The 19,286-nt window shown below is 65.5% G+C and carries 20 protein-coding genes and 1 pseudogene; 11 read left to right on the top strand and 10 right to left on the bottom strand.

Features of this window, described 5'->3' with window-relative positions:
- Window positions 1-74: 74 nt before the first annotated feature.
- The 3 genes and pseudogenes from ACFTS5_RS16050 to ACFTS5_RS16040 form a co-directional block, all read right to left on the bottom strand.
- Window positions 75-497 (bottom strand): annotated as a pseudogene (locus tag ACFTS5_RS16050) (response regulator); the annotation flags it as partial.
- A complete protein-coding gene (locus ACFTS5_RS16045; RefSeq protein ID WP_378631418.1) occupies window positions 494-2,116 on the bottom strand; it encodes a CHASE3 domain-containing protein in 1,623 nt (540 codons plus the stop codon). The pseudogene ACFTS5_RS16050 and the gene ACFTS5_RS16045, both read right to left, overlap by 4 nt.
- Entirely contained in the window at window positions 2,113-3,357 is a 1,245-nt protein-coding gene (locus ACFTS5_RS16040; protein WP_378631416.1) for a PP2C family protein-serine/threonine phosphatase, read from the bottom strand. The genes ACFTS5_RS16045 and ACFTS5_RS16040 overlap by 4 nt, the downstream gene beginning before the upstream one ends.
- A gap of 285 nt (window positions 3,358-3,642) precedes the next feature.
- Between ACFTS5_RS16040 and ACFTS5_RS16035 the strand changes: the two genes are divergently transcribed.
- Complete coding sequence (locus ACFTS5_RS16035) at window positions 3,643-4,506, top strand: class I SAM-dependent methyltransferase (RefSeq protein ID WP_378631415.1); 864 nt, start codon at window positions 3,643-3,645, stop codon at window positions 4,504-4,506.
- A gap of 40 nt (window positions 4,507-4,546) precedes the next feature.
- Here the strand turns inward: ACFTS5_RS16035 and ACFTS5_RS16030 are convergent, their stop codons facing one another.
- Window positions 4,547-4,885, bottom strand: a complete 339-nt coding sequence (locus ACFTS5_RS16030) for a hypothetical protein (RefSeq protein WP_378631414.1) — start codon at window positions 4,883-4,885, stop codon at window positions 4,547-4,549.
- 807 nt (window positions 4,886-5,692) lie between these two features.
- Complete coding sequence (locus ACFTS5_RS16025; protein ID WP_378631413.1) at window positions 5,693-6,256, bottom strand: TetR/AcrR family transcriptional regulator; 564 nt, start codon at window positions 6,254-6,256, stop codon at window positions 5,693-5,695.
- 39 nt (window positions 6,257-6,295) lie between these two features.
- Here ACFTS5_RS16025 and ACFTS5_RS16020 point away from each other — a divergent pair, with 39 nt between their 5' ends.
- From ACFTS5_RS16020 to ACFTS5_RS16005, 4 genes are all read left to right on the top strand, one after another.
- Window positions 6,296-6,649 (top strand): darcynin family protein, encoded by a 354-nt coding sequence (locus tag ACFTS5_RS16020; protein ID WP_378631412.1) that lies wholly within the window; start codon window positions 6,296-6,298, stop codon window positions 6,647-6,649.
- Complete coding sequence (locus ACFTS5_RS16015) at window positions 6,646-7,401, top strand: SDR family NAD(P)-dependent oxidoreductase (protein ID WP_378631410.1); 756 nt, start codon at window positions 6,646-6,648, stop codon at window positions 7,399-7,401. The genes ACFTS5_RS16020 and ACFTS5_RS16015 overlap by 4 nt, the downstream gene beginning before the upstream one ends.
- A gap of 165 nt (window positions 7,402-7,566) precedes the next feature.
- The gene (locus ACFTS5_RS16010) at window positions 7,567-8,559 is read left to right on the top strand and encodes a zinc-binding dehydrogenase (RefSeq protein ID WP_378631409.1); all 993 of its coding nucleotides are present in this window, start codon (window positions 7,567-7,569) and stop codon (window positions 8,557-8,559) included.
- Between the two features lie 88 nt (window positions 8,560-8,647).
- Window positions 8,648-9,643: a sigma-70 family RNA polymerase sigma factor gene (locus ACFTS5_RS16005; RefSeq protein ID WP_378631407.1), complete on the top strand. Its 996-nt coding sequence runs from the start codon at window positions 8,648-8,650 to the stop codon at window positions 9,641-9,643.
- Window positions 9,644-9,821: 178 nt separating this feature from the next.
- Here ACFTS5_RS16005 and ACFTS5_RS16000 read toward each other — a convergent pair whose 3' ends face one another.
- Window positions 9,822-11,078: an FAD-dependent monooxygenase gene (locus tag ACFTS5_RS16000; RefSeq protein ID WP_378631406.1), complete on the bottom strand. Its 1,257-nt coding sequence runs from the start codon at window positions 11,076-11,078 to the stop codon at window positions 9,822-9,824.
- Window positions 11,079-11,245: 167 nt separating this feature from the next.
- Window positions 11,246-11,800, bottom strand: a complete 555-nt coding sequence (locus ACFTS5_RS15995; protein ID WP_378631471.1) for a TetR/AcrR family transcriptional regulator — start codon at window positions 11,798-11,800, stop codon at window positions 11,246-11,248.
- An 88-nt stretch (window positions 11,801-11,888) separates the two neighbouring features.
- Between ACFTS5_RS15995 and ACFTS5_RS15990 the strand changes: the two genes are divergently transcribed.
- The gene (locus tag ACFTS5_RS15990) at window positions 11,889-12,689 is read left to right on the top strand and encodes an alpha/beta fold hydrolase (protein ID WP_378631404.1); all 801 of its coding nucleotides are present in this window, start codon (window positions 11,889-11,891) and stop codon (window positions 12,687-12,689) included.
- Window positions 12,690-12,919: 230 nt separating this feature from the next.
- A complete protein-coding gene (locus ACFTS5_RS15985; protein ID WP_378631402.1) occupies window positions 12,920-13,213 on the top strand; it encodes a nuclear transport factor 2 family protein in 294 nt (97 codons plus the stop codon).
- On the opposite strand, the gene ACFTS5_RS15980 is transcribed toward ACFTS5_RS15985, so the two are convergent.
- Both ACFTS5_RS15980 and ACFTS5_RS15975 read right to left on the bottom strand, forming a co-directional pair.
- Entirely contained in the window at window positions 13,203-13,853 is a 651-nt protein-coding gene (locus ACFTS5_RS15980) for a TetR/AcrR family transcriptional regulator (protein WP_378631401.1), read from the bottom strand. The two genes, ACFTS5_RS15985 and ACFTS5_RS15980, sit on opposite strands and share 11 nt — an antisense overlap.
- A 33-nt stretch (window positions 13,854-13,886) precedes the next feature.
- Entirely contained in the window at window positions 13,887-14,786 is a 900-nt protein-coding gene (locus ACFTS5_RS15975) for a fumarylacetoacetate hydrolase family protein (protein ID WP_378631399.1), read from the bottom strand.
- Between the two features lie 138 nt (window positions 14,787-14,924).
- On the opposite strand from ACFTS5_RS15975, the gene ACFTS5_RS15970 reads away from it, so the two are divergent.
- Window positions 14,925-15,842, top strand: coding sequence for a DAPG hydrolase family protein (locus ACFTS5_RS15970; RefSeq protein WP_378631397.1), 918 nt, complete (start codon window positions 14,925-14,927; stop codon window positions 15,840-15,842).
- A gap of 18 nt (window positions 15,843-15,860) precedes the next feature.
- Here ACFTS5_RS15970 and ACFTS5_RS15965 read toward each other — a convergent pair whose 3' ends face one another.
- The gene (locus tag ACFTS5_RS15965) at window positions 15,861-17,030 is read right to left on the bottom strand and encodes an SRPBCC family protein (RefSeq protein ID WP_378631469.1); all 1,170 of its coding nucleotides are present in this window, start codon (window positions 17,028-17,030) and stop codon (window positions 15,861-15,863) included.
- 119 nt (window positions 17,031-17,149) lie between these two features.
- Between ACFTS5_RS15965 and ACFTS5_RS15960 the strand changes: the two genes are divergently transcribed.
- The 3 genes from ACFTS5_RS15960 (at window position 17,150) to ACFTS5_RS15950 (ending at window position 19,231) form a co-directional block, all read left to right on the top strand.
- The gene (locus ACFTS5_RS15960; protein ID WP_378631396.1) at window positions 17,150-17,752 is read left to right on the top strand and encodes a TetR/AcrR family transcriptional regulator; all 603 of its coding nucleotides are present in this window, start codon (window positions 17,150-17,152) and stop codon (window positions 17,750-17,752) included.
- 146 nt (window positions 17,753-17,898) lie between these two features.
- On the top strand, window positions 17,899-18,390 hold the full coding sequence (locus tag ACFTS5_RS15955) for a beta-class carbonic anhydrase (RefSeq protein ID WP_378631394.1): 492 nt from the start codon (window positions 17,899-17,901) through the stop codon (window positions 18,388-18,390).
- 67 nt (window positions 18,391-18,457) lie between these two features.
- Complete coding sequence (locus ACFTS5_RS15950) at window positions 18,458-19,231, top strand: SDR family NAD(P)-dependent oxidoreductase (protein ID WP_378631393.1); 774 nt, start codon at window positions 18,458-18,460, stop codon at window positions 19,229-19,231.
- The last annotated feature ends 55 nt before the right edge of the window (window positions 19,232-19,286 follow it).

Here is a 19,286-nt window from a genome sequence, read left to right as displayed (position 1 = left end):
GGGCCGGGGGCCCCCGCCGCGCCCCCTCCCCCCCCGTCGGCCCCCCGCGCCCCCCCCCCCCCCGCCGCCCCCCCCACGACCTGCACGAAGAACTCGTCGATCTGCCTGATCGCAGCGATGAACTGGTCGAGATCCACCGGCTTGGTGACGTAGGCGTTCGCATGCAGTTTGTAGCTGCGCAGAATGTCTTCCTCGGCCGCCGATGTGGTGAGCACGACCACGGGGATGTGGGACAGCTCCGGGTCGGCCTTGATCTTCTCCAGCACCTGCCTGCCGTCGTACTTGGGCAGGTTCAGATCCAGCAGGATCAGATCCGGCCGTGGAGCGTCGACGTACGCGCCGGTGCGGTAGATGAAGTCCAGCGCTTCCTGACCGTCCCTGACCACGTGCAGCGTATTGCCGATCTTGTTGTCCTCGAAGGCTTCCCGCGTCATCAGTTCGTCGCCGGGGTCGTCTTCGACGAGCAGGATATCGACCGGCTGGCCGGGATCGGTCATGCGAATACCTCGTTCTCGATGGATGTAGCGGTGATCGCGGGCGCTGCCGCCCGCAGGGTGAAGCACAGACGGGTGCCGTCACGGTGATCGGTGTCGAGCCAGATCCGGCCGCCGTGGAACTCCACGATCTTCTTGCACACGGCCAACCCGATCCCGGTGCCGCCGTAGGCATCTCGCGGATGTAGGCGCTGGAAGATGACGAAGACCTTCTCCGCGAATTCGGCCGCGACACCGATCCCGTTGTCCGACACCGAGAACTGCCATTCCTCTGCGTCGTCGACGTTGGGCGCGCACGCCACCCGGACCACAGGGGTCAGGCCGGGCGTGCGGAATTTGATCGCGTTGCCGATGAGGTTCTGCCACAGCATGATCAGCAGGGTCGGTTCCCCGAGGAGCTCCGGCAACGCCGCCGGGCGCTCGATCACGGCCTCGGATTCCTCGATGGTCGCCGACAAGGCGGCTATCGCCTCGTCCAGGGTCTGATCCAGGCCCACCGGCTCGGTGCCCTCCGACATCCGGCCGACGCGGGAGAAGGTGAGCAGGTCGTTGATCAGCACCTGCATGCGTTTGGCGCCGTCGACGGCGAAGTCGATGTACTGCTTGCCGCGCTCGTCGAGCTGGTCGCCGTAGCGCTTCTCGAGCAACTGGCAGAACGAGGCCACCTTGCGCAGCGGCTCCTGCAGATCATGGGACGCGACGTAGGCGAACTGCTCCAGCTCGGTGTTGGATCTGCGCAGTTCCTCGGCCTGGACGTCGAGATCCTGCTTCTGGCGCAGCAGTGCCGCCTCCTGGATGCGCGTGGAATCGAGCTCGGCGACGATGTGGTGGCGCATGTTCTCCACCGCCTCGCAGACCAACGCGATATCGGAAGGACCGACAGCCTCGATACGCGCGTCGAACTCCCCCGCCGCTACCCGCCGCGACGACTCGGTGAGATAGCCCAACGGCCGTACCACCAGTCGCCGTACCAGAACGGTGAGCAGCACCCCGGTCAGCAGGAAGACCGCGACGATGCCCGACAGCACGATGTTGCGGGTGGTGCGTGCGCTTGCCAGCTCGGCGGAGTCGCTGTCGACGACCGCGACGAGATGGTCGTTCTGCACCGCGAAGGTATCGCGCACGGCGTCGAAGAGCGCCTTTCGACGCACCGCTCCCGTGGCGGCGTCGGAACCGATGCCCGCGCGAGACGACACGGCCCCGGTCGCCGGATCGGTGAAGTCGGCCTGCCACCGCTGGGCGGCGAGGTCGACAGCGGCGAGGTCGGCGAGCAATCCGGGGTGGGCGACGAGCAGCTCCCGTAAGCGGTCGGCAGCGCGTGTCTGCTCTTGGCGCCCTCGGTCGTAGGGCTCGAGGAACTGCGGGTCTCCGGTGATGGCGTAGCCGCGGATGCCGGTTTCCTGGTTCAGCAGCGCACCCTGCAGCCGATGGGCTTCGGTGGCCGCGGGCAGAGTTTCGGCGAGCAGACGATCGGTGACCCGGCTGGTGTGCGCGATCACCTGCGCACCCGCCGCGGCACCGGCGACCACCACCAGGATCATCAGCGCGAACACGAGCTGGAACCAGCCCTGTGCTGTCAGCTTACGAATCGACTCCGACCGGGCTGGTGTGCTACTCGTCACGTTCTCCGCCTCGTCACATCACTCCACCGCAAATACAGGATGGCCACATCGTCATCCAAACCGCCTGCCGCCGAAGACAGTTCCGCCACCTGCCCGATCAGCGCGTCGACGAAGGACTCGGGCTGATCGGTCGGCAGCGTCTGTGCCAGTTCGAACAATCCGTCCTCGCCGAGGCGGGTGCTGCCGTCGCCGACACGCCCTTCGAACAGTCCATCGGTGAACAGCATCAGCCCCGCCTGATCCGCCAGTGCCACCTCGTGCGCAGGCCACTGCGCGTAGCCCGGGACGAAACCGAGGGCCGGTCCGCCCGGCACCTCCACCCAACTCAGTCCGGCACCGGTGCACGACAGCATGCCGGGATGACCCGCGCGGCGCACCGACACCTGTCGGGTCGCCGGGTCGAGTATCAAGCTGGTAGCGGTGGCGAAGGTTTGCTGGTCGGCGCGTTCGGCGAGCAACACTTCCTCGAGCAGGTTCAGCTGCCTGGCACCGGTGACACCGCTGAGCACCAGCGTGCGCCACGCCAACCGTAACGCGACCCCGGTCGCCGCGGCATCGGGACCGTGGCCGGAGACATCACCGATGATGGCGTGCACGATGCCGGTCGGGTCCTGGACCACGTCGTAGAAGTCGCCGCCGAGCAGTGAGTGGTCACGGCCGGGTCGATACCTCGACACCACCTCCACCGCGGGGTCGGCACCCAACAGCGGGGTCGGCAACAGTCCGCGTTCGAGTCGGGAGTTCTCCTGTGCCCGCATCTGACTGGCCTGCAGGGCCGCGCTGGTGAGCTCGGCCTGCTTGCGCTGGATCGCGTAACGCACTGCGCGCCCGAACAATTCCGGGTCCACCCGGCCCTTGACCAGATAGTCCTGCGCGCCGGAGGCCAACGCGAACAGCCCGGTGCGCTCCTGGTCGAGCCCGGTCATCACCACGACCGGGACCTGATCGTTGCGGACGCGGATTCCGGCCAGCGCCTCGAGTCCGTGCGCATCGGGCAGATGCAGATCGAGCAGCACACAATCGGGGACGTCGGTGCGTAGGCGCTCGCCGGCCTCGGCCAGGGTGCGTACCCAATCCAGGTGCGGGCGCGGAGACAGATCGGCGACCATCTCTTCCACCAGCAAGGCGTCGCCGGGATCGTCCTCGACCAGCAGTATGTGGAGTTGACGCCGCGATCCGGGCCCGGCCGCGAAGAGATCGGCGTTCAACGCGTCACTGCGCACCACGACCACCGCCGGCACAGCCGAGAGTTGCCTGCTCGCACCACATCAGACTTCCCCTCCCCACCTGGACAGCACAAAACCCAGGGTGTGCACGAAAGCCTCCGATCACAAGCGCCCACGACGCGAACTGACTCCGCCGGCCGGTTGCTGGACCGAGAGGTAGTACCGGGGATGCTATCCGATTGCGCCGACACCCATGCCCACGCGGGATTTCGGCGTGGGCAATCGGTACCGGCTCCCCGGTGGCGTATGGGTGAGCGAGTTCATAGAGCATGCGGCAACTTCGCGAGTAGGTTCTCGAGCATGGAGAACGACGGACCAAGCAGGACAGCCCTCGTCACCGCCTACGCCCGCGCCTATCACCAGATCGCCGACCGGCCACAGATCTTCACCGACCCCTTGGCGGCACGGCTGCTCGCCGTCACCGCGGAGGAACTGGCCGATCCGGGCACGCTCACCACCGATCATCTCGGTGACGTGGCAACTGATAGGCCCCGCCGCCTGTTCTTCGCCGCCCGCGCCCGCTTCGCCGAGGACGCCGTGGCCGCGGCCTTCGCTGCTGGTGTGCGGCAGGTCGTGATCCTCGGCGCGGGCCTGGACACCTTCGCCTATCGCACTACGTACCCGGACTTGCGTGTCTTCGAGGTCGACCATCCTGCCACCCAGGCGTGGAAACGCGAACGCCTCGCCGCCGCCGGAATCGACCGCCCCGAGACATTGACCTTCGTGCCGGTCGATTTCGAAACCCAGACGCTGGCGGCGCGATTGGAATCCACCGGATTCACACGGACGGACCCGGCCGTGTTCGTGTGGCTCGGCGTCGTCTTCTATCTGACTCCGAGCGCCGCCCATGCCACCCTCGAATACATCGCTGCCCAGGCCCAGCCGGTCGAGGTGGTCTTCGACTACCTCCAGCCCGCGACGACCGACGAGGACCGTGCGGACCACCGGGCACGTGCCGATCGGCTGGCCGGCATCGGCGAACCGTTGTTCAGCTACTTCACCCCCGACGACATCGCCGCACAGCTGCGCGCCCTCGGATTCACCGACATCGAAGACCATTCCGCCCCTGAGCTCATCGGTGGCTACCTCGACGGATCCGGAAGGTTCGAGAGCGACTCGCCGCGCGCACTGCGCGCGAACCGCATTCTGCGTGCGAGCCGCTGAGGACTGCCCGCCGCGCCGACTTGCACCACCCCGGCCGCCGTCACCGATGCGGTGGCTGTAGGTGGTCCTTCGCGAACACCGCCGTCACGTAGTCGACGAGGTGCAGGCGGAGGGCGGAAGGCCAGTCCGCCGAGAGATCGTCGAGGTCCACACCGAGCGCCTTTTCGACTTCCTGCAACACGAAGGGAAGCGGAATACTCTCGCGCGAACAAACCTGTACCGCGTACTCCAATTGATCCACGACATCGTGGAGATGAGCGGTCTCGCTGTCATAAGATTCCGCGCCGGCAGCCGCAATGCGGCATTCAATATTTCGTGAAACCCGATCGCCGCCTACGTCATCGCGCGATATCGGGGTACCACTGATGTTCTCGTCCATCGATCCCCCTGTCGAAGTAGTTCCCCGTCGATGGTCGACCGTACCCGATTATTCGCAGAAAATGGAGGGCCAAACCGGACATCTTATAGCTAATTGGTAGCTAACAGGAGCCGGTTTGTGAGCCGTAACAGAGAGCATGTGATCTGCGCGAGATCGGTAGCCATCGGGGAGTCGGCTGCCGATCAGCCCAGGTGGACCCGCGATCCGATACGTTGCTGATGCCCTCACCGACCAACCTCACCGTGCTCCCTCGACCCCGAGGAAGGCTGCCATCATTATCGTGAACAGTTCTAAACTGTTCTTACAGTCGCGGCCCTTGTCGAGCGTCGAAGCATTTCTCTGGAAACTTCACAGCTTCGGGGAATTAGTGTCGAGAATTTCCCATCACACACCGAAAAGGTGCCGGAATATTGCGACCGGGCGGCCGTTCCAGGCTGTCGAAAATTCGTCATACCGCACCGCCGATGACCATACCCTCCACACCGCATCGAATTGCGAATTCACCTGCGGTACAGCGCAACCCGACCTCTCCGTATCGAATATTCATCCCGCACTACCCGCCCTGGCAAATAGCCTGCTCGACATGCACCACGGACGCGACTGGAAGTCTCTTACAGAAGTCGTCCATGCCTAGCGTCGGTCACCCTGCAGTAACGGCAACAAGGCCCAGCGGTTGCACCTACACCTCCGCGGTCATGGCGGATCATGTTCGCGACCGGATTCGATTCGGATAGAAATCGAATTCCTGCTTCCACCGGGCTCGAGCCACGACGGCATCGCCGCACAGCCGGTCCGCGCTCACGCGAGTCAGGTGAGCACCGCGTCGATGAGGCGGCGTGCGGCGGTGTCGCAGCGTTGTTCGTCGTCGGTGACGAGGCGGTCGATCAGGATTCCTTTGAGGCCCGACGCCAGCACCGTGGCATCGACACGGGCATCGACGGCATCGCGACCTGCGCGAGCGAGCAGGTCAGTCGCATAGTCGACCCATGCCAGGATCGCATCGCGAGCGGCGGGGCGCTCCGCGGCGCCGTTGGTGAGACCGGCGGCGAGCAGGTGGTACATGACGGTGAAGTGTGTGCGCTGCTCGTCCGCTGTCATCGCCGCCCACGCCGATGTCGCCGCCTCGGCCGGACTCTGCTCGGCGGCATCGGCGAGTTGTCGTTGCATCTGCTGTCGATGTTCAGCGAACGCGGCGGACAGCAATTGCTCGCGGCTGCCGAAGTAGTGCACGAGCATGCGCGCGCTCGTCCCGATGCGCTCGGCGAGGCCACGCAAGGTGAAATCGACGAGGCCGTGACGCGCGAAGTCGTCGAGAGCGGCGTGGAGGAGCTCGTCGCGTCGGGTGGGGTTCGGAGATGTTCGGTCAGCCACCCCTTGACTGTAACATTTGTTACATCTAGGGTCGCCGGCATGGATGTAACAAATGCTTCATCGCTAGGTGCCGAGCCCACCGAGTACACGGCGTTCATGATGTTGACCGCGCTCCCCGCATGGCTGGCCATGAGCCGCCCGGAGCGTCGACGTATCGCCGACGCCGCCCTGGGCACCGCCCTGCGCGACCGGACGAAAACCACGATGCGGTTCTACGACGCCGAGGCCTTCAGCGCCCGGTCCAGCGACATCGCGGTGTTCGCCACCACCGACCTCGACGAGTACTACCTGGTGATCGAGCACCTGCGCGACTCGGCGCTGTTCACCAGGCCCTACTTCCGACTCGAGGACCTGATCTTGTCCGTGGAAGACGGGCACAGGGCCGCCGAATGAGCAAGCAGATCGTCGCGCGCGCGGCGCTGGTCACCGGAGGCGGCAGTGGAGTCGGGTTCGCCTTCGCCCAGCAGCTCGCCGCCACCGGCTGTCACGTTCTGATCTGTGGCCGCGACCCCGACCGGCTCGCGAACGCGGCCGCGCGCATCCCAGGCCTGCGGACCATATCCGCCGATCTGGCCGTTCCCGCCGACGTGGATCGCGTCGCCGCGACCGCGGCCGGAATCGCCGGACTGGATTTGGTGATCAACAACGCCGGAGTCCAATTCGACCGGCAGTGGATGACATCGGACGCCGACGAACTGCTCGACGATGTGACCGAGGAACTGGCGGCGAACCTGATCGCGCCGCTGCGCCTGACCGCACGTCTGCTTCCCGCGCTGGCGCTCGCCCCGTCCGCGACGATCGTCAACATCACCTCGGCGCTCGGGTTGGTGCCCAAGCGTTCCGCGCCGGTGTACTGCGCGGCGAAGGCGGGCTTGATCGCGGCGACCACCTCGCTGCGGTACCAACTCGCCGTAGACGCACCTACCGTGCGCGTCGTCGACGCGATGCTGCCGCTGGTCGACACCGCGATGACCGCCGGACGCGGCCGGGGCAAGATCAGCCCCGACGCGGCAGCGGCGGCGGTTCTCACCGGGCTACACAAGAGGCAGGCGCACCGGATCCGAGTCGGGAAAGTCGGAATGTTGCTCGGTATGCAACGGATATCACCGACACTCGCGGCTCGCGTGGTCGCGGACCGATCCTGATCGACCGTCGCTTCGCGAAGTCCGAAGCGGGAACTTGTCAGATGCTACGTCCGCTCACTGCGCAGGCCGATTCTTTTGTGGCGTCAGCCGGGTCTACCTACTAGAGCCTGTCCGCACGACGAACAGGACTCCATCGTGTGCCCCGGAAAGAAAGGCTGATCGCCGATGAGCATTCCCATTACCATGCGTGCGCTGCAGCAGATGTCCTTCGAAGGTCCACAGGACATGCGCCTGATAGACCATGCTCCGATACCCCGCCCCGGGCCAGGCGAGGTTCTTGTCCGAGTCGCCGCCGCTGGGGTCAACTTCGCTGATATCTCGAAGTCCCACGGAGCATTTCGGGACGGCCCGCGACCGCCCTACCTAGCCGGTTTCGAAGCCGTCGGCGAAGTTGTCGCGCTAGGCGCGGAGGTTACCGACCCCGTGCCGGGTGCACGTGTTGTCGGTGTCGGAAGTGGTGCTTTCGCCGAATATGTGGCGCTACCCGCGGCGGCCGCGGTCGCCGTACCCCCCGGCTGGACGGCGCAGCAGGCGCTCGGATTGACAGTGAATTGGCCCACGGCGCTGGCCGCACTGCGGACCCTGGGCGGGCTCGCCACAGGCCAGACCGTGTTGATTCACGCCGCGGCGGGGGCGACCGGCCAGGCCGCGGTCACCATCGCCAAGCACTATGGGGCGACGGTCATCGCCACCGCTTCGCCGGCCAAGCACGAGGCAGTTCTGGCGTTGGGCGCCGACCACGTCCTGGACTCCCGCGGTGACGACCTCGCCGCCGAAGTATCAAGAGTGACCGGCGGCGCCGGCGTCGACCTGGTGTTGGAATCGGCGGGCGGAGCGACGTTCGAGGCCAGTCTGGCAGCGGCCAAGCGCATCACCGGTCGGGTCGTTGTTTACGGGCTGGCGGGCGGGCAGGCGGCGGTCAGCAATTGGGAACTTGTGTACAAGCATCAGGTCCAGCTCATCGGGCTCAATATCGGCGTGCTGATCCAGGCCGCACCGCAGATGTTCGGCGAAATCATGGGTGAGCTGTCCGCGCTCATCACAGCCGGGGTGCTCACTCCGATCCAACCCACCGTCTACGACTTGGCCGACGGTCCGAAAGCGCTGGGCGAACTGGAGACCAGAGCGACCGTCGGCAAACTGGCCCTGCTGCCGTGACCTGCGAACGCTGTATCCACGTGGACTCGGTGACCCCACACGAGATGGAAGCCGCCGTTCGACAAGGGAAGCTAGCTAGGGTGGCCGTGTGACATCGCACCCACGGGGCGCACCGGATCACGACCGGTTCACCATCGAGACCCATCGGTTTCGCAGAGAACTGCTGGCGCACTGCTACCGCATGGCCGGGTCGGCCAATGACGCCGAGGACCTCGTGCAAGAGACCTATCTGCGGGCGTGGAAGTCCTACTCAGGATTCGAGGGCCGCGCCTCGGTTCGGTCCTGGCTCTACAAGATCGCCACAAATGTGTGCCTTACCGCTCTGCAGCGGCGTCGGATCCGAGTGTTGCCCTCGGGTTTGGGCGGACCCTACGACGGTCCCGATCGTGCGCCGAATCCGATTGCTTCGGAAGAGATCTCGTGGCTGGGTCCACTACCGGACGGGTGGATCACGCCACCTGATGGCGATCCGGCGACGATCGTTGTCGCACGCGAGTCGCTGCGGCTGGCGCTCATCGCGAGCTTGCAGCATCTGCCCGCCCGCCAGCGAGCGATGCTCATCCTGCGCGAGGTGCTCGCATTCTCCGCCGACGAGACCGCGGAGATCCTCGGAACCACCACTGCGGCAGTCAAGAGCGGGCTGCAACGAGCGCGCGCCCGCCTCGACGAGGTCGAGCCCGAGCCGGAGAATCTGCTCGAGCCGGCCGACCCTCGAGCACGTGCGCTGCTCGACGGTTACATCGCAGCCTTCGAGCGTTCCGATGCGAGTCTGCTGGAGCAGGTGCTGCGCACCGATGCCACCCTGGAAGCGACGCCGTTCGGCGATTGGCAAGCGGGCAGGGCGATGTGTATCCATGTGCTCGGCACGTACGTACTCGGCACATCCGGTGACTGGCGGATGATCGCCACTACCGCGAACGGCCAACCTGCCGCTGTGGTGTACCGCAGGGACACGAGCGGAGTGCTGCGAGCGGACGGTGTCGTGGTGCTGGCGCCCACTACCGCCGGTATCGCACGGGTGGTCAAGTTCCATGCTCCCGCGCTGGTTCCGATGTTCGGCTTCCCCCGGGTGTTCGCAACCTGATCCGCGAGGAGAGGAATCACGCACACCGGAACCCGTGCACCGATCGCTCGGGATGATGTCCAAGCGAGCCCCTGCACCAGAATGGCAGCGTCAGCCGCGATTGCCGGCCGTTGATGTACCCGATGCCCCGGGCCCCACCCCTGCCGATGTGATGCCTACGGCTTGGCCGACGAGTTGCTCAGTGGTGCGGTGTGCGTTTCGGTCGGCCCCCTGTGTAGTCGGGCAGCTCGATACCGTTGATCGCACGCTCGATCAGCGCGAGGTCCCATTCGACGTCGGGCCCTGTGCCCGGCTCGGCCTCCGGCGTGGGGGCGATGAGGCTTCGCGCGTGCAACCGGCCGATCTCCTGGTTGGCCTCGACGAACGAGCGCATCCGCCGCTCGTAGGCGGCGTACCCGGTCTCCGGGTCCCATCCTGCGGCAGCTAACTCGCCGGCCAGCAGGTAGGCGCCGACCAGAGCCAGGCCGGTACCTTGCCCCGACATCGGCGACGAGCTGAACGCCGCGTCCCCGAGTAGCCCCACCCGCCCGCTCGACCAGCGCTCCATCACCAACTGGGCGACCTGGTCCAGATAGAAGTCCGCAGTGTCGTCGAGATGGGCAAGGATGTCGGATGTCAACCAGCCCATTCCGCTCATCCGCTCGCGCAGCAAACGCTTCTGCGCCACGATGTCGCGGTAGTCGACGTCGAAGTCGCCCGAGCTGAAGCAGAGTACGGCCATCGCCTGGGCGGCGTCTCGGATGGGCCGCAGGCCCGCGGATCGCCCCGACTCCCGGTAGTCGATCAACCAGCGGTCCAATCCGAAGTCGTTGGGGACACTGTAGAAGGCCAGCACGAGCCCCAGATGGCGAACGAACCGCTCATGTGGGCCGAAGACCATTGCTCGCAGCGCCGAATGTAGTCCGTCTGCCCCGATCACCAGGTCGAAGCGGCGCGGGTCGCCGCATTCGAAGGTCACGTCGACCCCGTCCGCGTCCTGGGCGAGGGCGGCGATCCGGTCGCCGAAGATGTATTCGACGCTGTCGCGGGTGTCGTCATAGAGCACCTGGGAAAGGTCCCCGCGCAGGATCTCGATCTCGGCGATGTACCCGTCGCCGCCGTCGTCGCCCACCCGGAAGGTCTCCAGGACGCTCCCGTCCGCGTCCACGGTGTGCGCGCCTGCGGTCTCCGTGCAGGCCGCGCGCACCTGCGCGTCCAGCCCCATGCGCCGGATGACCTCCTTGGTCACCCCGCGTGCGTCTACCGCCTGCCCACCGGGACGCAGCCCGGACGCCCGCTCCACCACGGTCACCTCTGCCCCTCGCCGATGTAACCAGTGGGCCAGCGCGGGCCCCGCGATGCTCGCTCCCGCTACCAACACCCGCGGGTGTGCGGGGTCGGCGGTTTGCTCACGTATCTGGGTCGCGTGCTCGTGTGCAGGGCTGTCGAAGTTCACCGGTGCCTCCGTGTGCTTGTTCCCGCGCGGGAACGGCCCCGGCGCAGACACACCGCAGTCGGTGTATCCACCGATATCGACGACAGATCCACACGAAATTCATCGGTGCGCCGCGAACGTATCCGTGCTCGCGCGACAGGCGGCTTCGAGTCCGCCTACGCGACGGATCACGGCGCCTTTCGCGAGCTGGTGACAATGGTCGATTCGACCAGAGGAATGAAGAGTTCGTCGGCAATCGCTCGCGGATCGACCTCGTCCCTGTAGTGGAGAAGGTCGTCGATGATCATCGCGATGGGTAGGCGCAACAATCGCGGGCTGATTGCGGCCAGATCCATACCCGCGGCTTGCACGACTTCGCCGAGTTGGGTGATCGCGTCGTCGGCGAGCTCGGGGCGCAGCCGGTTGGTCAACTCCGGGTCCACACCGGTCAGCACCGACAAACTCTCATATCGAGCGATGACCCCGGTGAGTACTTGAAGTACGTCGTCACGCAGATTGCCGGTCGGCGCCGGACGCCCCAGCCGGGGGACTCGTTGCTCGATGACAGCGCGAATCAGGTCGAACTTGTCAGGCCACCGTCGGTACAGCACCGATTTCGCCGCGCCTGCGCGCTCGGCGACGCCGGCCATGGTCATCTCGCGATAGCCGACTTCGACCAGTTCCGCCCAGGCCGCGTCCAGGATGGCCCGCTCCAGCGCGGCACCTCGTCGTCGTGTCTGCATCACCCCCAATAAGCTACCCGAGTTGCTTAAAACTTTCAGTGCTTGCTACCTTCAAATAAGCAACTTCAGTTTCTTATGGGTGTGAATCATGGCGGTACTCGACGTGCCCGGCGCGCAGATCTACTACAAGGTTCGAGGCGTCGGCCCTGCGCTGTTATTGCTCCCCGGAGGTGACGGCGACGCTGATGCGTATGACGTCCTAGCCCTGCATCTGAAGTCGGACTTCACGGTGATCAGCTTCGACCGGCGCGGCCTGTCGCGCAGCACGGGACCGGCTGACACGTCGGGTCCACGCACGCACGCCGACGATGCCGCGCTGGTACTGGGCGCGGTGACCGACTCACCGGCGCTGGTATTCGGCACCAGCATCGGTGCGATCATCGCGCTGGAACTCGCGGCGCGCCACCGAGAACAGGTTCGGACAGTGATCGCTCATGAGCCGCCGATAGCAGCCTTGCTACCCGATTCCGAGCGTGCGCAATTGCTTCAGTCCCAGCTCGACGTCGAAGACGCGTACCGCCGCGACGGCATCGCCGCGGCGATGGCGCTCCTCGTCAAGATCGCGGGGTTGGACATCGTCGACCGCGACCCCGATGTGCCTGTGGCACTGCCGAATCCAGGCCGGATACGCAATCTCGAACACTTCCTCGCCCACGATGCGCCGGCAGTGCGCGAATATCGTCCGGACACCGTGGCACTCCGCGCTGCTGCCGACGTGATCACCCCGGCAGCGGGCGCCACCAGCGTCGGCCCGGTGCCACACTGTTCCACGGCCCTGGCCGAGATGCTCGGCCGCGAAGTCGAGACGTTTCCCGGCGGCCACAACGGACCGCTTTTTCGGCCACGGGCCTTTGCCGACCGCTTGCGAGGGATCCTGCGCTCGATCTAGCGCGCTGGCTGACTTTGTGCGCAGGACGCGGATGACAGCGCACGCAAGACCTGGATCCGAGGTCTGGAGAAGGTGCACCAACAGATGTTGAAAGGCGTCAGGCGCTCGACATGCGAGGCGATGACGCTGGTCGGCCACGGCCGACGATTCGTCGACCACCTGATCGATGCACCTACACAGTCGATTCACCGTCACTGATGGTAATGCGTTCGCCGCATGAAGGAGTAGCCATGCCCGAGTCCACCGGCGCGGTACAGACAGCCTTGCACTACTTCACCGCGTTGACCGCCGGCGACCTCAGCAGGGCCATGCGCTATGTCGCTGATGACGTCATCTGCGACACACAAACCAGGCGCGTGAGCGGCTCCAGAGCATACAGGCAGTTCATCTCACAATGCCTACCCGTGATACGAGGGGCAATGTCGGTCGCGGGCGCAGACCGTCTCGTGGTCGACAAAGACAAGATCGTCAACATCGTGACCGTTGTCGACAGGGTTCCATATCAGGCGGGGCCTACTCGATAGTCCACGAACGCAGGAGACCTGCAATGATCGGATGCAACGAATCAGCCAATGGCGTTGCCCCGATGAGTACTTGGCGTTGGATCAAGCCTTCGATCATGATCACCACCACCTCGGCGGTGATCGCGGGGTAATCGTGATCCATCGCAGTCACGATATTCGCGGCGAACTCCACGAACGCACCACGGTGCGCATCGAACTCCGCACGGATCTGCGGATCGACTTGGGCCTCGGCCAACAACATATGCCGGGCAACGACACGCTGCCGAGCCGGAGGGGCCGTCATTTCCTGCACGAACGCGCTCATGCGGTCAACTACGACGGCCATGGGAATCTGCGGGGTGCTGATCAGGTCGGCGAAATGAGTGGCGGCGACGACCCCGTCGCGGGCGAACAGCTCGTCCAGCGCCAAACGGACCAGGTGCGCCCGGGTGGGGGCGTGATAGTTCACCGCGCCGCTGCCGAAGCCGACGGCGGCGTCCACCGCGCGGTGAGTCAGCCCGCGAAGACCCTGTTCAGCGAGAACGTCGATCACCGCGGCGGCGATCACCTGCCGCCGCGCAACCTTCGTGCCGGTGTCGGTGGCCTTGATTCGCGCCATGGGACCACACAGTAGCGGCACCTGCCATCGACGCGGCACCACTCAGCCCAGCCGACAGCGGGCGGCGGATTCCTATCAGCTGGTGATGTGGTGTTCGACCTCGCCGATATCGTCGAGAGTCAAAGTGAGGACATCCCCCGGCTCGAGCCAGTTACCGGTTTCCATACCGCTGCCGCCGGGCAGAGTGCCGGTTCCGAACAACTCTCCAGCAAAGAGATGTTCGCTGTGGGAAGCGTGAGCGAGGACTTCACCGAGGCTCCAGCACATCCCAGCGCTCGATACCGTGGTGACGGTATCGCCGTTGATTCTGACCGACCCGGTGAGGCTATCGATGCGCGGCAGGATTTCGTCCGCGGTCACGGCGGTCGCCGACATCGAACTGGCGAAATGCTTGGATTTCTGTGGCCCGAACCCGCTGGCCATTTCGGCGCGCTGGATGTCGCGCGCACTGAAGTCGTTGAGCAGGACGAAAGCGCCGATCGCGGCGGTAGCCTGCTGCGCGGTCGCACAGTACAGAGGCTCGGCGAGAACGAATCCGATCTCGAGTTCGTAATCCAATGCCGACGAGTAGGCCGGAGCACTGATCGGGGTTCCCGACGGAACGAATGTCAGATGATTACCCATGTAGTAGATCGGCTGCTGATAGAACAACGGCTTCGGCTTGAACAGCGGAAAGCTCCGACCACTCAGCCGCTCGACCGCAGCAGCCAACCGGTACTGCGCCGGATGGAATCGGCGCACCAAACCACGGCTGGCGTCGATATTGTGCTGCTCGAACAACATGAAGTCGCGAAACGATGCCGGGTTGAAAGGCAGCAACAGCTCGGACTCACTCAGGTGCCCGTTCGCGACGCCGAGCTCCCATTGATCACCGAACACCTTGCCCGCCAACGGTTCCGGATGCGCGGACCACTGCCCGTCACGGAGACACTGTGTCTGCAAACCATCCTCGGTCCGAACCCGACGCAACTTCATCGACGATCCTCTGTTCGTTGTGGCCGAAGGTCGGCGCGCGTGCATCTGGGCACCGGATGCCACCTCCGCACGTTGTCATACTTCACAGACCTGCCCCAAGGCTTCGGTAGCTCTTCTCCATGACCATAGGGTCGACGGATGCCGAGCCAACCAGAAACCAATCGGCGCCGCGCAATTCAGGTGGCGGCGGTTGTCGGCGCGGGCCTGGCGCTGTCCGGTCTCCCAGTCTCCGCCACCGCCGATCCGAACGTGCGATACCGTGGGTACTCTGCCGAGGACCGTGCCGAACCGTACGCGAAATACATGGCCGCGCACACCGCGCCTGTCCTGGCTTCGGTCGCCGCGGCCTATCGCTGCGGCCCGACGCCATCGGAGCAGATTCCCGAGTTCTCCGCACTCCCGAGCGACCTCTCACCGCACGGTGTCGCCGCGGTGGAGACCGGCTACGGACACACCGCATCCGGCGCGATCTGGGTCGCGGTACATACCGAGATGCAGGGCGTCACCGCCGCCATGTGGGATTGGTGGTTCGCCTGGCACACCGTGGAATCCGCGCGCTACAAACTGTGGCACCCCGACGCTCACCTCTACTGCGGAATCGCCCGGGACCGGTCGGCTGACCACATTTCCGACCGCGACAAATACATCGGCAACATCGCCTATGTCGACGAGTACATCGGCCCGAAACTGCAGCAACTGGCGATTGCCTTCACCGACCCGCGTGCCCACGGCTTCGATGTCCCCGATCAGCACACGATCATTCTCGGCAGGGTCGGCAGCATCGTTGCGCCGGTCGACCTCGGGTGGCTGGCACATCAGGTCAGGCCGATCCCCGGGGGATGCGAAATGCGCAGCCGCTTCTACCTCAATCTCCACGGCCTCCACCAACCCGACCTGTCCCGAGCCGCGCAAGCGATCGAACGCGGGCCCGCCGTCGATCCCCGAGACCTCGTCCTCGACGTCGAGCTCGCCCGGGAACTACTCCTGCACTGCGGTCAGGAAATGAACCATCTGGCCGGATTTCTGCCGCGGCTCTACCACGAATTCGCCCGCTGACACCGATCGAAAGCCGGTTCAGCTCAGGGCGACTCCGAGTTCTGCTGCGAAGGTCTTGATCATGTGTTGGACGCCGATTTCGTTGCGGCCGATGATCATGTGGTCATGCTGGCCATGACGAACACCTTCGCCGCACTGGGGCAGCATGGCGAAGTCCTCGTCGCGGACCGCGGCGTGGACTTGAGCGTAAATGGTGTCGTAGACGGCGCGCTGCTCATCAGTCGTGGCGGGGATCTTGGCCATCCAGCTGTGGCGCACGGTACAGCGGGTAGGCGCACCGGCGGGCAGCATGTCGAGGATCTCCACGCCGACAGGGCTGTTGGCCAGGACCAGGTTCGGGTAGATCCAGTAGATCACGCCCATGTTCATCAGGGGATCCCAGGAACCGGTGGGATCGGTGTCGAGCCCGGTGATCCAGTTGAACGGGAATCCCATCCGGTGGTGGCGACCGAAGGCGTCGTGGGTCGAGGTGTTGGCGACGGTATTCTGGCCGATCACGCTCTGGCCGTGGACGAACGGGAAGTGATAGCTCTCGGCGAAGGCTTCGAGCGCGCCTTTCCAGCTGACCTCGGAGGTGAACTCGCGCTCGTCGTGGTAGCCGTAGGAACCGTAATCCAGTTGCGCCAGTTCAGGTCCCATGTCGCCGAGGTGAGCGTCGATGTCGATCTCACCGTCGGCGGAGAGTACCGCCCAGATGAAGCCGTGACGTTCCTGGCTGGGTAGTTCGACCAGGCCGTAGTCGCCGCGGTCCATTCCGGTGAAGCCTTCCTTGCCCGGCACTCCGGTCAGCTCGCCGGTGTTGCGGTAGGTCCAGGCGTGATACGGGCAGGTGAAGCGCGTTGCGTTGCCGGATCCGCAGGCCGGTTGCGCGCCGCGATGACGGCAGTAGTTCAGCAGCACGTGCGCGGTGCCGTCGCGATCACGGGTCACCAGCAATGAGTCGCCGAGCACGGTGCGCACCACGTAGTCGTTCGGTTCGGGGATGCGCGCGGAGGGCGCGATCATCACAGGCGTGCGGCGCAGGATCTGCGATTCCTCCACCTCGGCGATCTTCGGGTCGCGGTAGTAGTGCAGCGGCACTCGTAGTGCGGTCGGCGCCATGTCGGTGGTCCGGTCGAGCACCAAGCGCAGCGCGCGGCGGGTCAGGTCCTCGGTCAGCCCGACGGCGCCGGGTTCGATCTGGTTCATCATGACAATGACCATACATATTGCTCAATATGTATGGTCTGTTTCGGTTGAACGGGTTACGCGGTCCCCCGACGAAGTCGATAGAGTCGGCGAGAAACACAGCTGCCCGAAGGGACTCGATGCGCACCCATGGCTGGTCCGGCACCACTCCGGCCGATGACACCGAAGCCATCGAACGCATCATCGCCGCCGCGCGCACTGCCATCGAACGCAGCGGCGGGGACTTCACGATGGCCGAGATCGCCCGCGACCTCGGCGTCACCCGCCAAACGGTGTACCGCTATTTCGCCAACGCCGATGCGCTGCTGACCGCTACCGCTCTGGCCGAGACCGGACGCTTCCTCGATGTCCTCGCCGCGCATCTGGACCACATCACCGATCCAGCCGAGGCCGTGGTCGAAGGCATTGCCTACACCCTCGAAAGTCTCGCCGCCGACAGATATCTCGGATTGCTACTGAGCCCCGGCCGCGCCGGGGTCTTTTCCCCTGGCGTCACCTCAGACACCGCGCGGGCCTTCGGCCGCTCGATTCTCGAACGCTTCGCCATCGATTGGGAACGCGCGGGTATCGCTGACACCGCCCTCGACGAGCTGGTCGAGCATATGCTGCGCACCGTGCAATCGTTCGTCATCGACCCCGGTCGCCCGCCACGTCAGGGCGTCGCGCTGCGCGCTTATCTCACTACCTGGATCGCCCCGGCATTGCGTGAGCTGCGGCCCTGAGTGTGAAGTGCGCGCTTCTACTCGTTCGCGCGGCTGCGAACGACCCTTCTCCTCGATCTGCGCGAATCTCTGGCCGCTATCCGGTCGAGCACCAACCATGGATGCGGAGATTCGTTGTCGCCACCCATCGATCCGAGGACGCCGCCATGACCGTCACAGACGAATACCTCAGCAACAACGCCGCGTACGCGGCGCAGTTCAGCGGCCCGCTCCCGCTGCCGCCCAGCAAGCACGTCGCGGTCGTGGCGTGCATGGACGCCCGCCTCGACGTCTACCGCATCCTGGGCCTGCACGACGGTGAAGCGCACGTCATCCGCAACGCGGGCGGCGTGGTCACCGACGACGAGATCCGCTCGCTGGCCATCAGCCAGCGACTGCTCGGCACCACGGAGATCATCCTGATCCACCACACCGACTGCGGCATGCTCACCTTCACCGACGACGATTTCAAACGGGCGATCCAGGACGAGATCGGCATCAAGCCGACCTGGTCCGCCGAAGCCTTCGGCGATCTCGACGAGGACATCCGCAACTCGCTGCGCCGCATCGAACGCAGCCCCTTCATCACGCGCACCACCTCTCTGCGCGGATTCGTCTTCGACGTCGCGACCGGAAAACTGAACGAAGTACTCGACTGATCATCGGTGTGACTGCCCGAGTGGCCGAGATCGGGCGCGCTGCTCGGGCTCCGGCAAAAGGCCTCAGATGAGCGAGCCCTCCCCCGCCGACGTGCGTCGCGTCGCGATCGTGACCGGCGCCGCGTCCGGTATCGGCCGAGCCACTGTCGAGTTGTTCGCCGAACGCGGGCACGACGTGGTCGCGGTGGATATCTCCGAGCACGGCCTGACCGGATTCGGCGACGGCATCGTGACCCTGGCCGGCGACGTGTCGTCCGACGCGGCGAACCAGGCCGCGGTCGACGCCGCGCTGGGTCATTTCGGCCGGCTCGACACCATCGTTCTCAATGCCGGAACCGGCGGCACCCCGCCGCTCGAGGCCGACGATGCGGTGCGCACGGCCGACCGCATCCTCGATGTGAACCTACTCGGGCCGATTCGCGGGCTGCGAGCGGCGATTCCGGCGTTGCGTCGGTCCGGGGGCTGCGCGGTGTTGACCGCATCGGTGGCCGGTTTGCGCGGCGATGCGGGAAACTGGGCCTACAACGCGTCCAAGGGCGCGTTGATCAACCTGGTCCGCGCGGTCGCGATCGACTATGCCGCGCAGGGGATTCGGATCAACGCCATCGCACCCGGGCTCACCCGCACCGGCATCACCGCCGGCGTACACCAAGACCCCGCACAGCTGACGGCGATCGAACGCCGGATCCCGCTCGGACGGTTCGCGGAACCACGTGAACAGGCGGAGGCGATCTGGTTCCTCGCCTCGCCCGCCGCCGGCTATATCACCGGCACCACCCTCGTCGTCGACGGTGGCCTCGACGCCAACCTCGGCATTGTGCCGCTTCCCGGCCAGTTCTGAACGAGCGGCGCCCCTTCCGAATTTCTGTCGACTGACGCGATTCGCCGTGTGGGAC

Source organism: Nocardia sp. NPDC056952 (assembly GCF_042674185.1).
In the GTDB taxonomy this organism is placed as follows: Bacteria; Actinomycetota; Actinomycetes; order Mycobacteriales; family Mycobacteriaceae; genus Nocardia.
Note: the sequence above shows the minus strand (reverse complement) of the source record. Positions and strands in the feature narration are given on the sequence as shown.

Bases quoted from the DNA above. Each gene is read 5' to 3' on its own strand.
- ACFTS5_RS16015 (WP_378631410.1), top strand. From the start codon at position 6,646: ATGAGCAAGCAGATCGTCGCGCGCGCGGCGCTGGTCACCGGAGGCGGC.
- ACFTS5_RS15995 (WP_378631471.1), bottom strand. From the start codon at position 11,800: ATGCAGACACGACGACGAGGTGCCGCGCTGGAGCGGGCCATCCTGGAC.
- ACFTS5_RS15965 (WP_378631469.1), bottom strand. From the start codon at position 17,030: ATGAACCAGATCGAACCCGGCGCCGTCGGGCTGACCGAGGACCTGACC.
- ACFTS5_RS16030 (WP_378631414.1), bottom strand. From the start codon at position 4,885: ATGGACGAGAACATCAGTGGTACCCCGATATCGCGCGATGACGTAGGC.
- ACFTS5_RS15955 (WP_378631394.1), top strand. From the start codon at position 17,899: ATGACCGTCACAGACGAATACCTCAGCAACAACGCCGCGTACGCGGCG.
- ACFTS5_RS15990 (WP_378631404.1), top strand. From the start codon at position 11,889: ATGGCGGTACTCGACGTGCCCGGCGCGCAGATCTACTACAAGGTTCGA.
- ACFTS5_RS15970 (WP_378631397.1), top strand. From the start codon at position 14,925: ATGCCGAGCCAACCAGAAACCAATCGGCGCCGCGCAATTCAGGTGGCG.
- ACFTS5_RS16010 (WP_378631409.1), top strand. From the start codon at position 7,567: ATGAGCATTCCCATTACCATGCGTGCGCTGCAGCAGATGTCCTTCGAA.
- ACFTS5_RS15960 (WP_378631396.1), top strand. From the start codon at position 17,150: ATGCGCACCCATGGCTGGTCCGGCACCACTCCGGCCGATGACACCGAA.
- ACFTS5_RS15950 (WP_378631393.1), top strand. From the start codon at position 18,458: ATGAGCGAGCCCTCCCCCGCCGACGTGCGTCGCGTCGCGATCGTGACC.
- ACFTS5_RS16020 (WP_378631412.1), top strand. From the start codon at position 6,296: ATGGATGTAACAAATGCTTCATCGCTAGGTGCCGAGCCCACCGAGTAC.
- ACFTS5_RS15975 (WP_378631399.1), bottom strand. From the start codon at position 14,786: ATGAAGTTGCGTCGGGTTCGGACCGAGGATGGTTTGCAGACACAGTGT.
- ACFTS5_RS16035 (WP_378631415.1), top strand. From the start codon at position 3,643: ATGGAGAACGACGGACCAAGCAGGACAGCCCTCGTCACCGCCTACGCC.
- ACFTS5_RS15985 (WP_378631402.1), top strand. From the start codon at position 12,920: ATGCCCGAGTCCACCGGCGCGGTACAGACAGCCTTGCACTACTTCACC.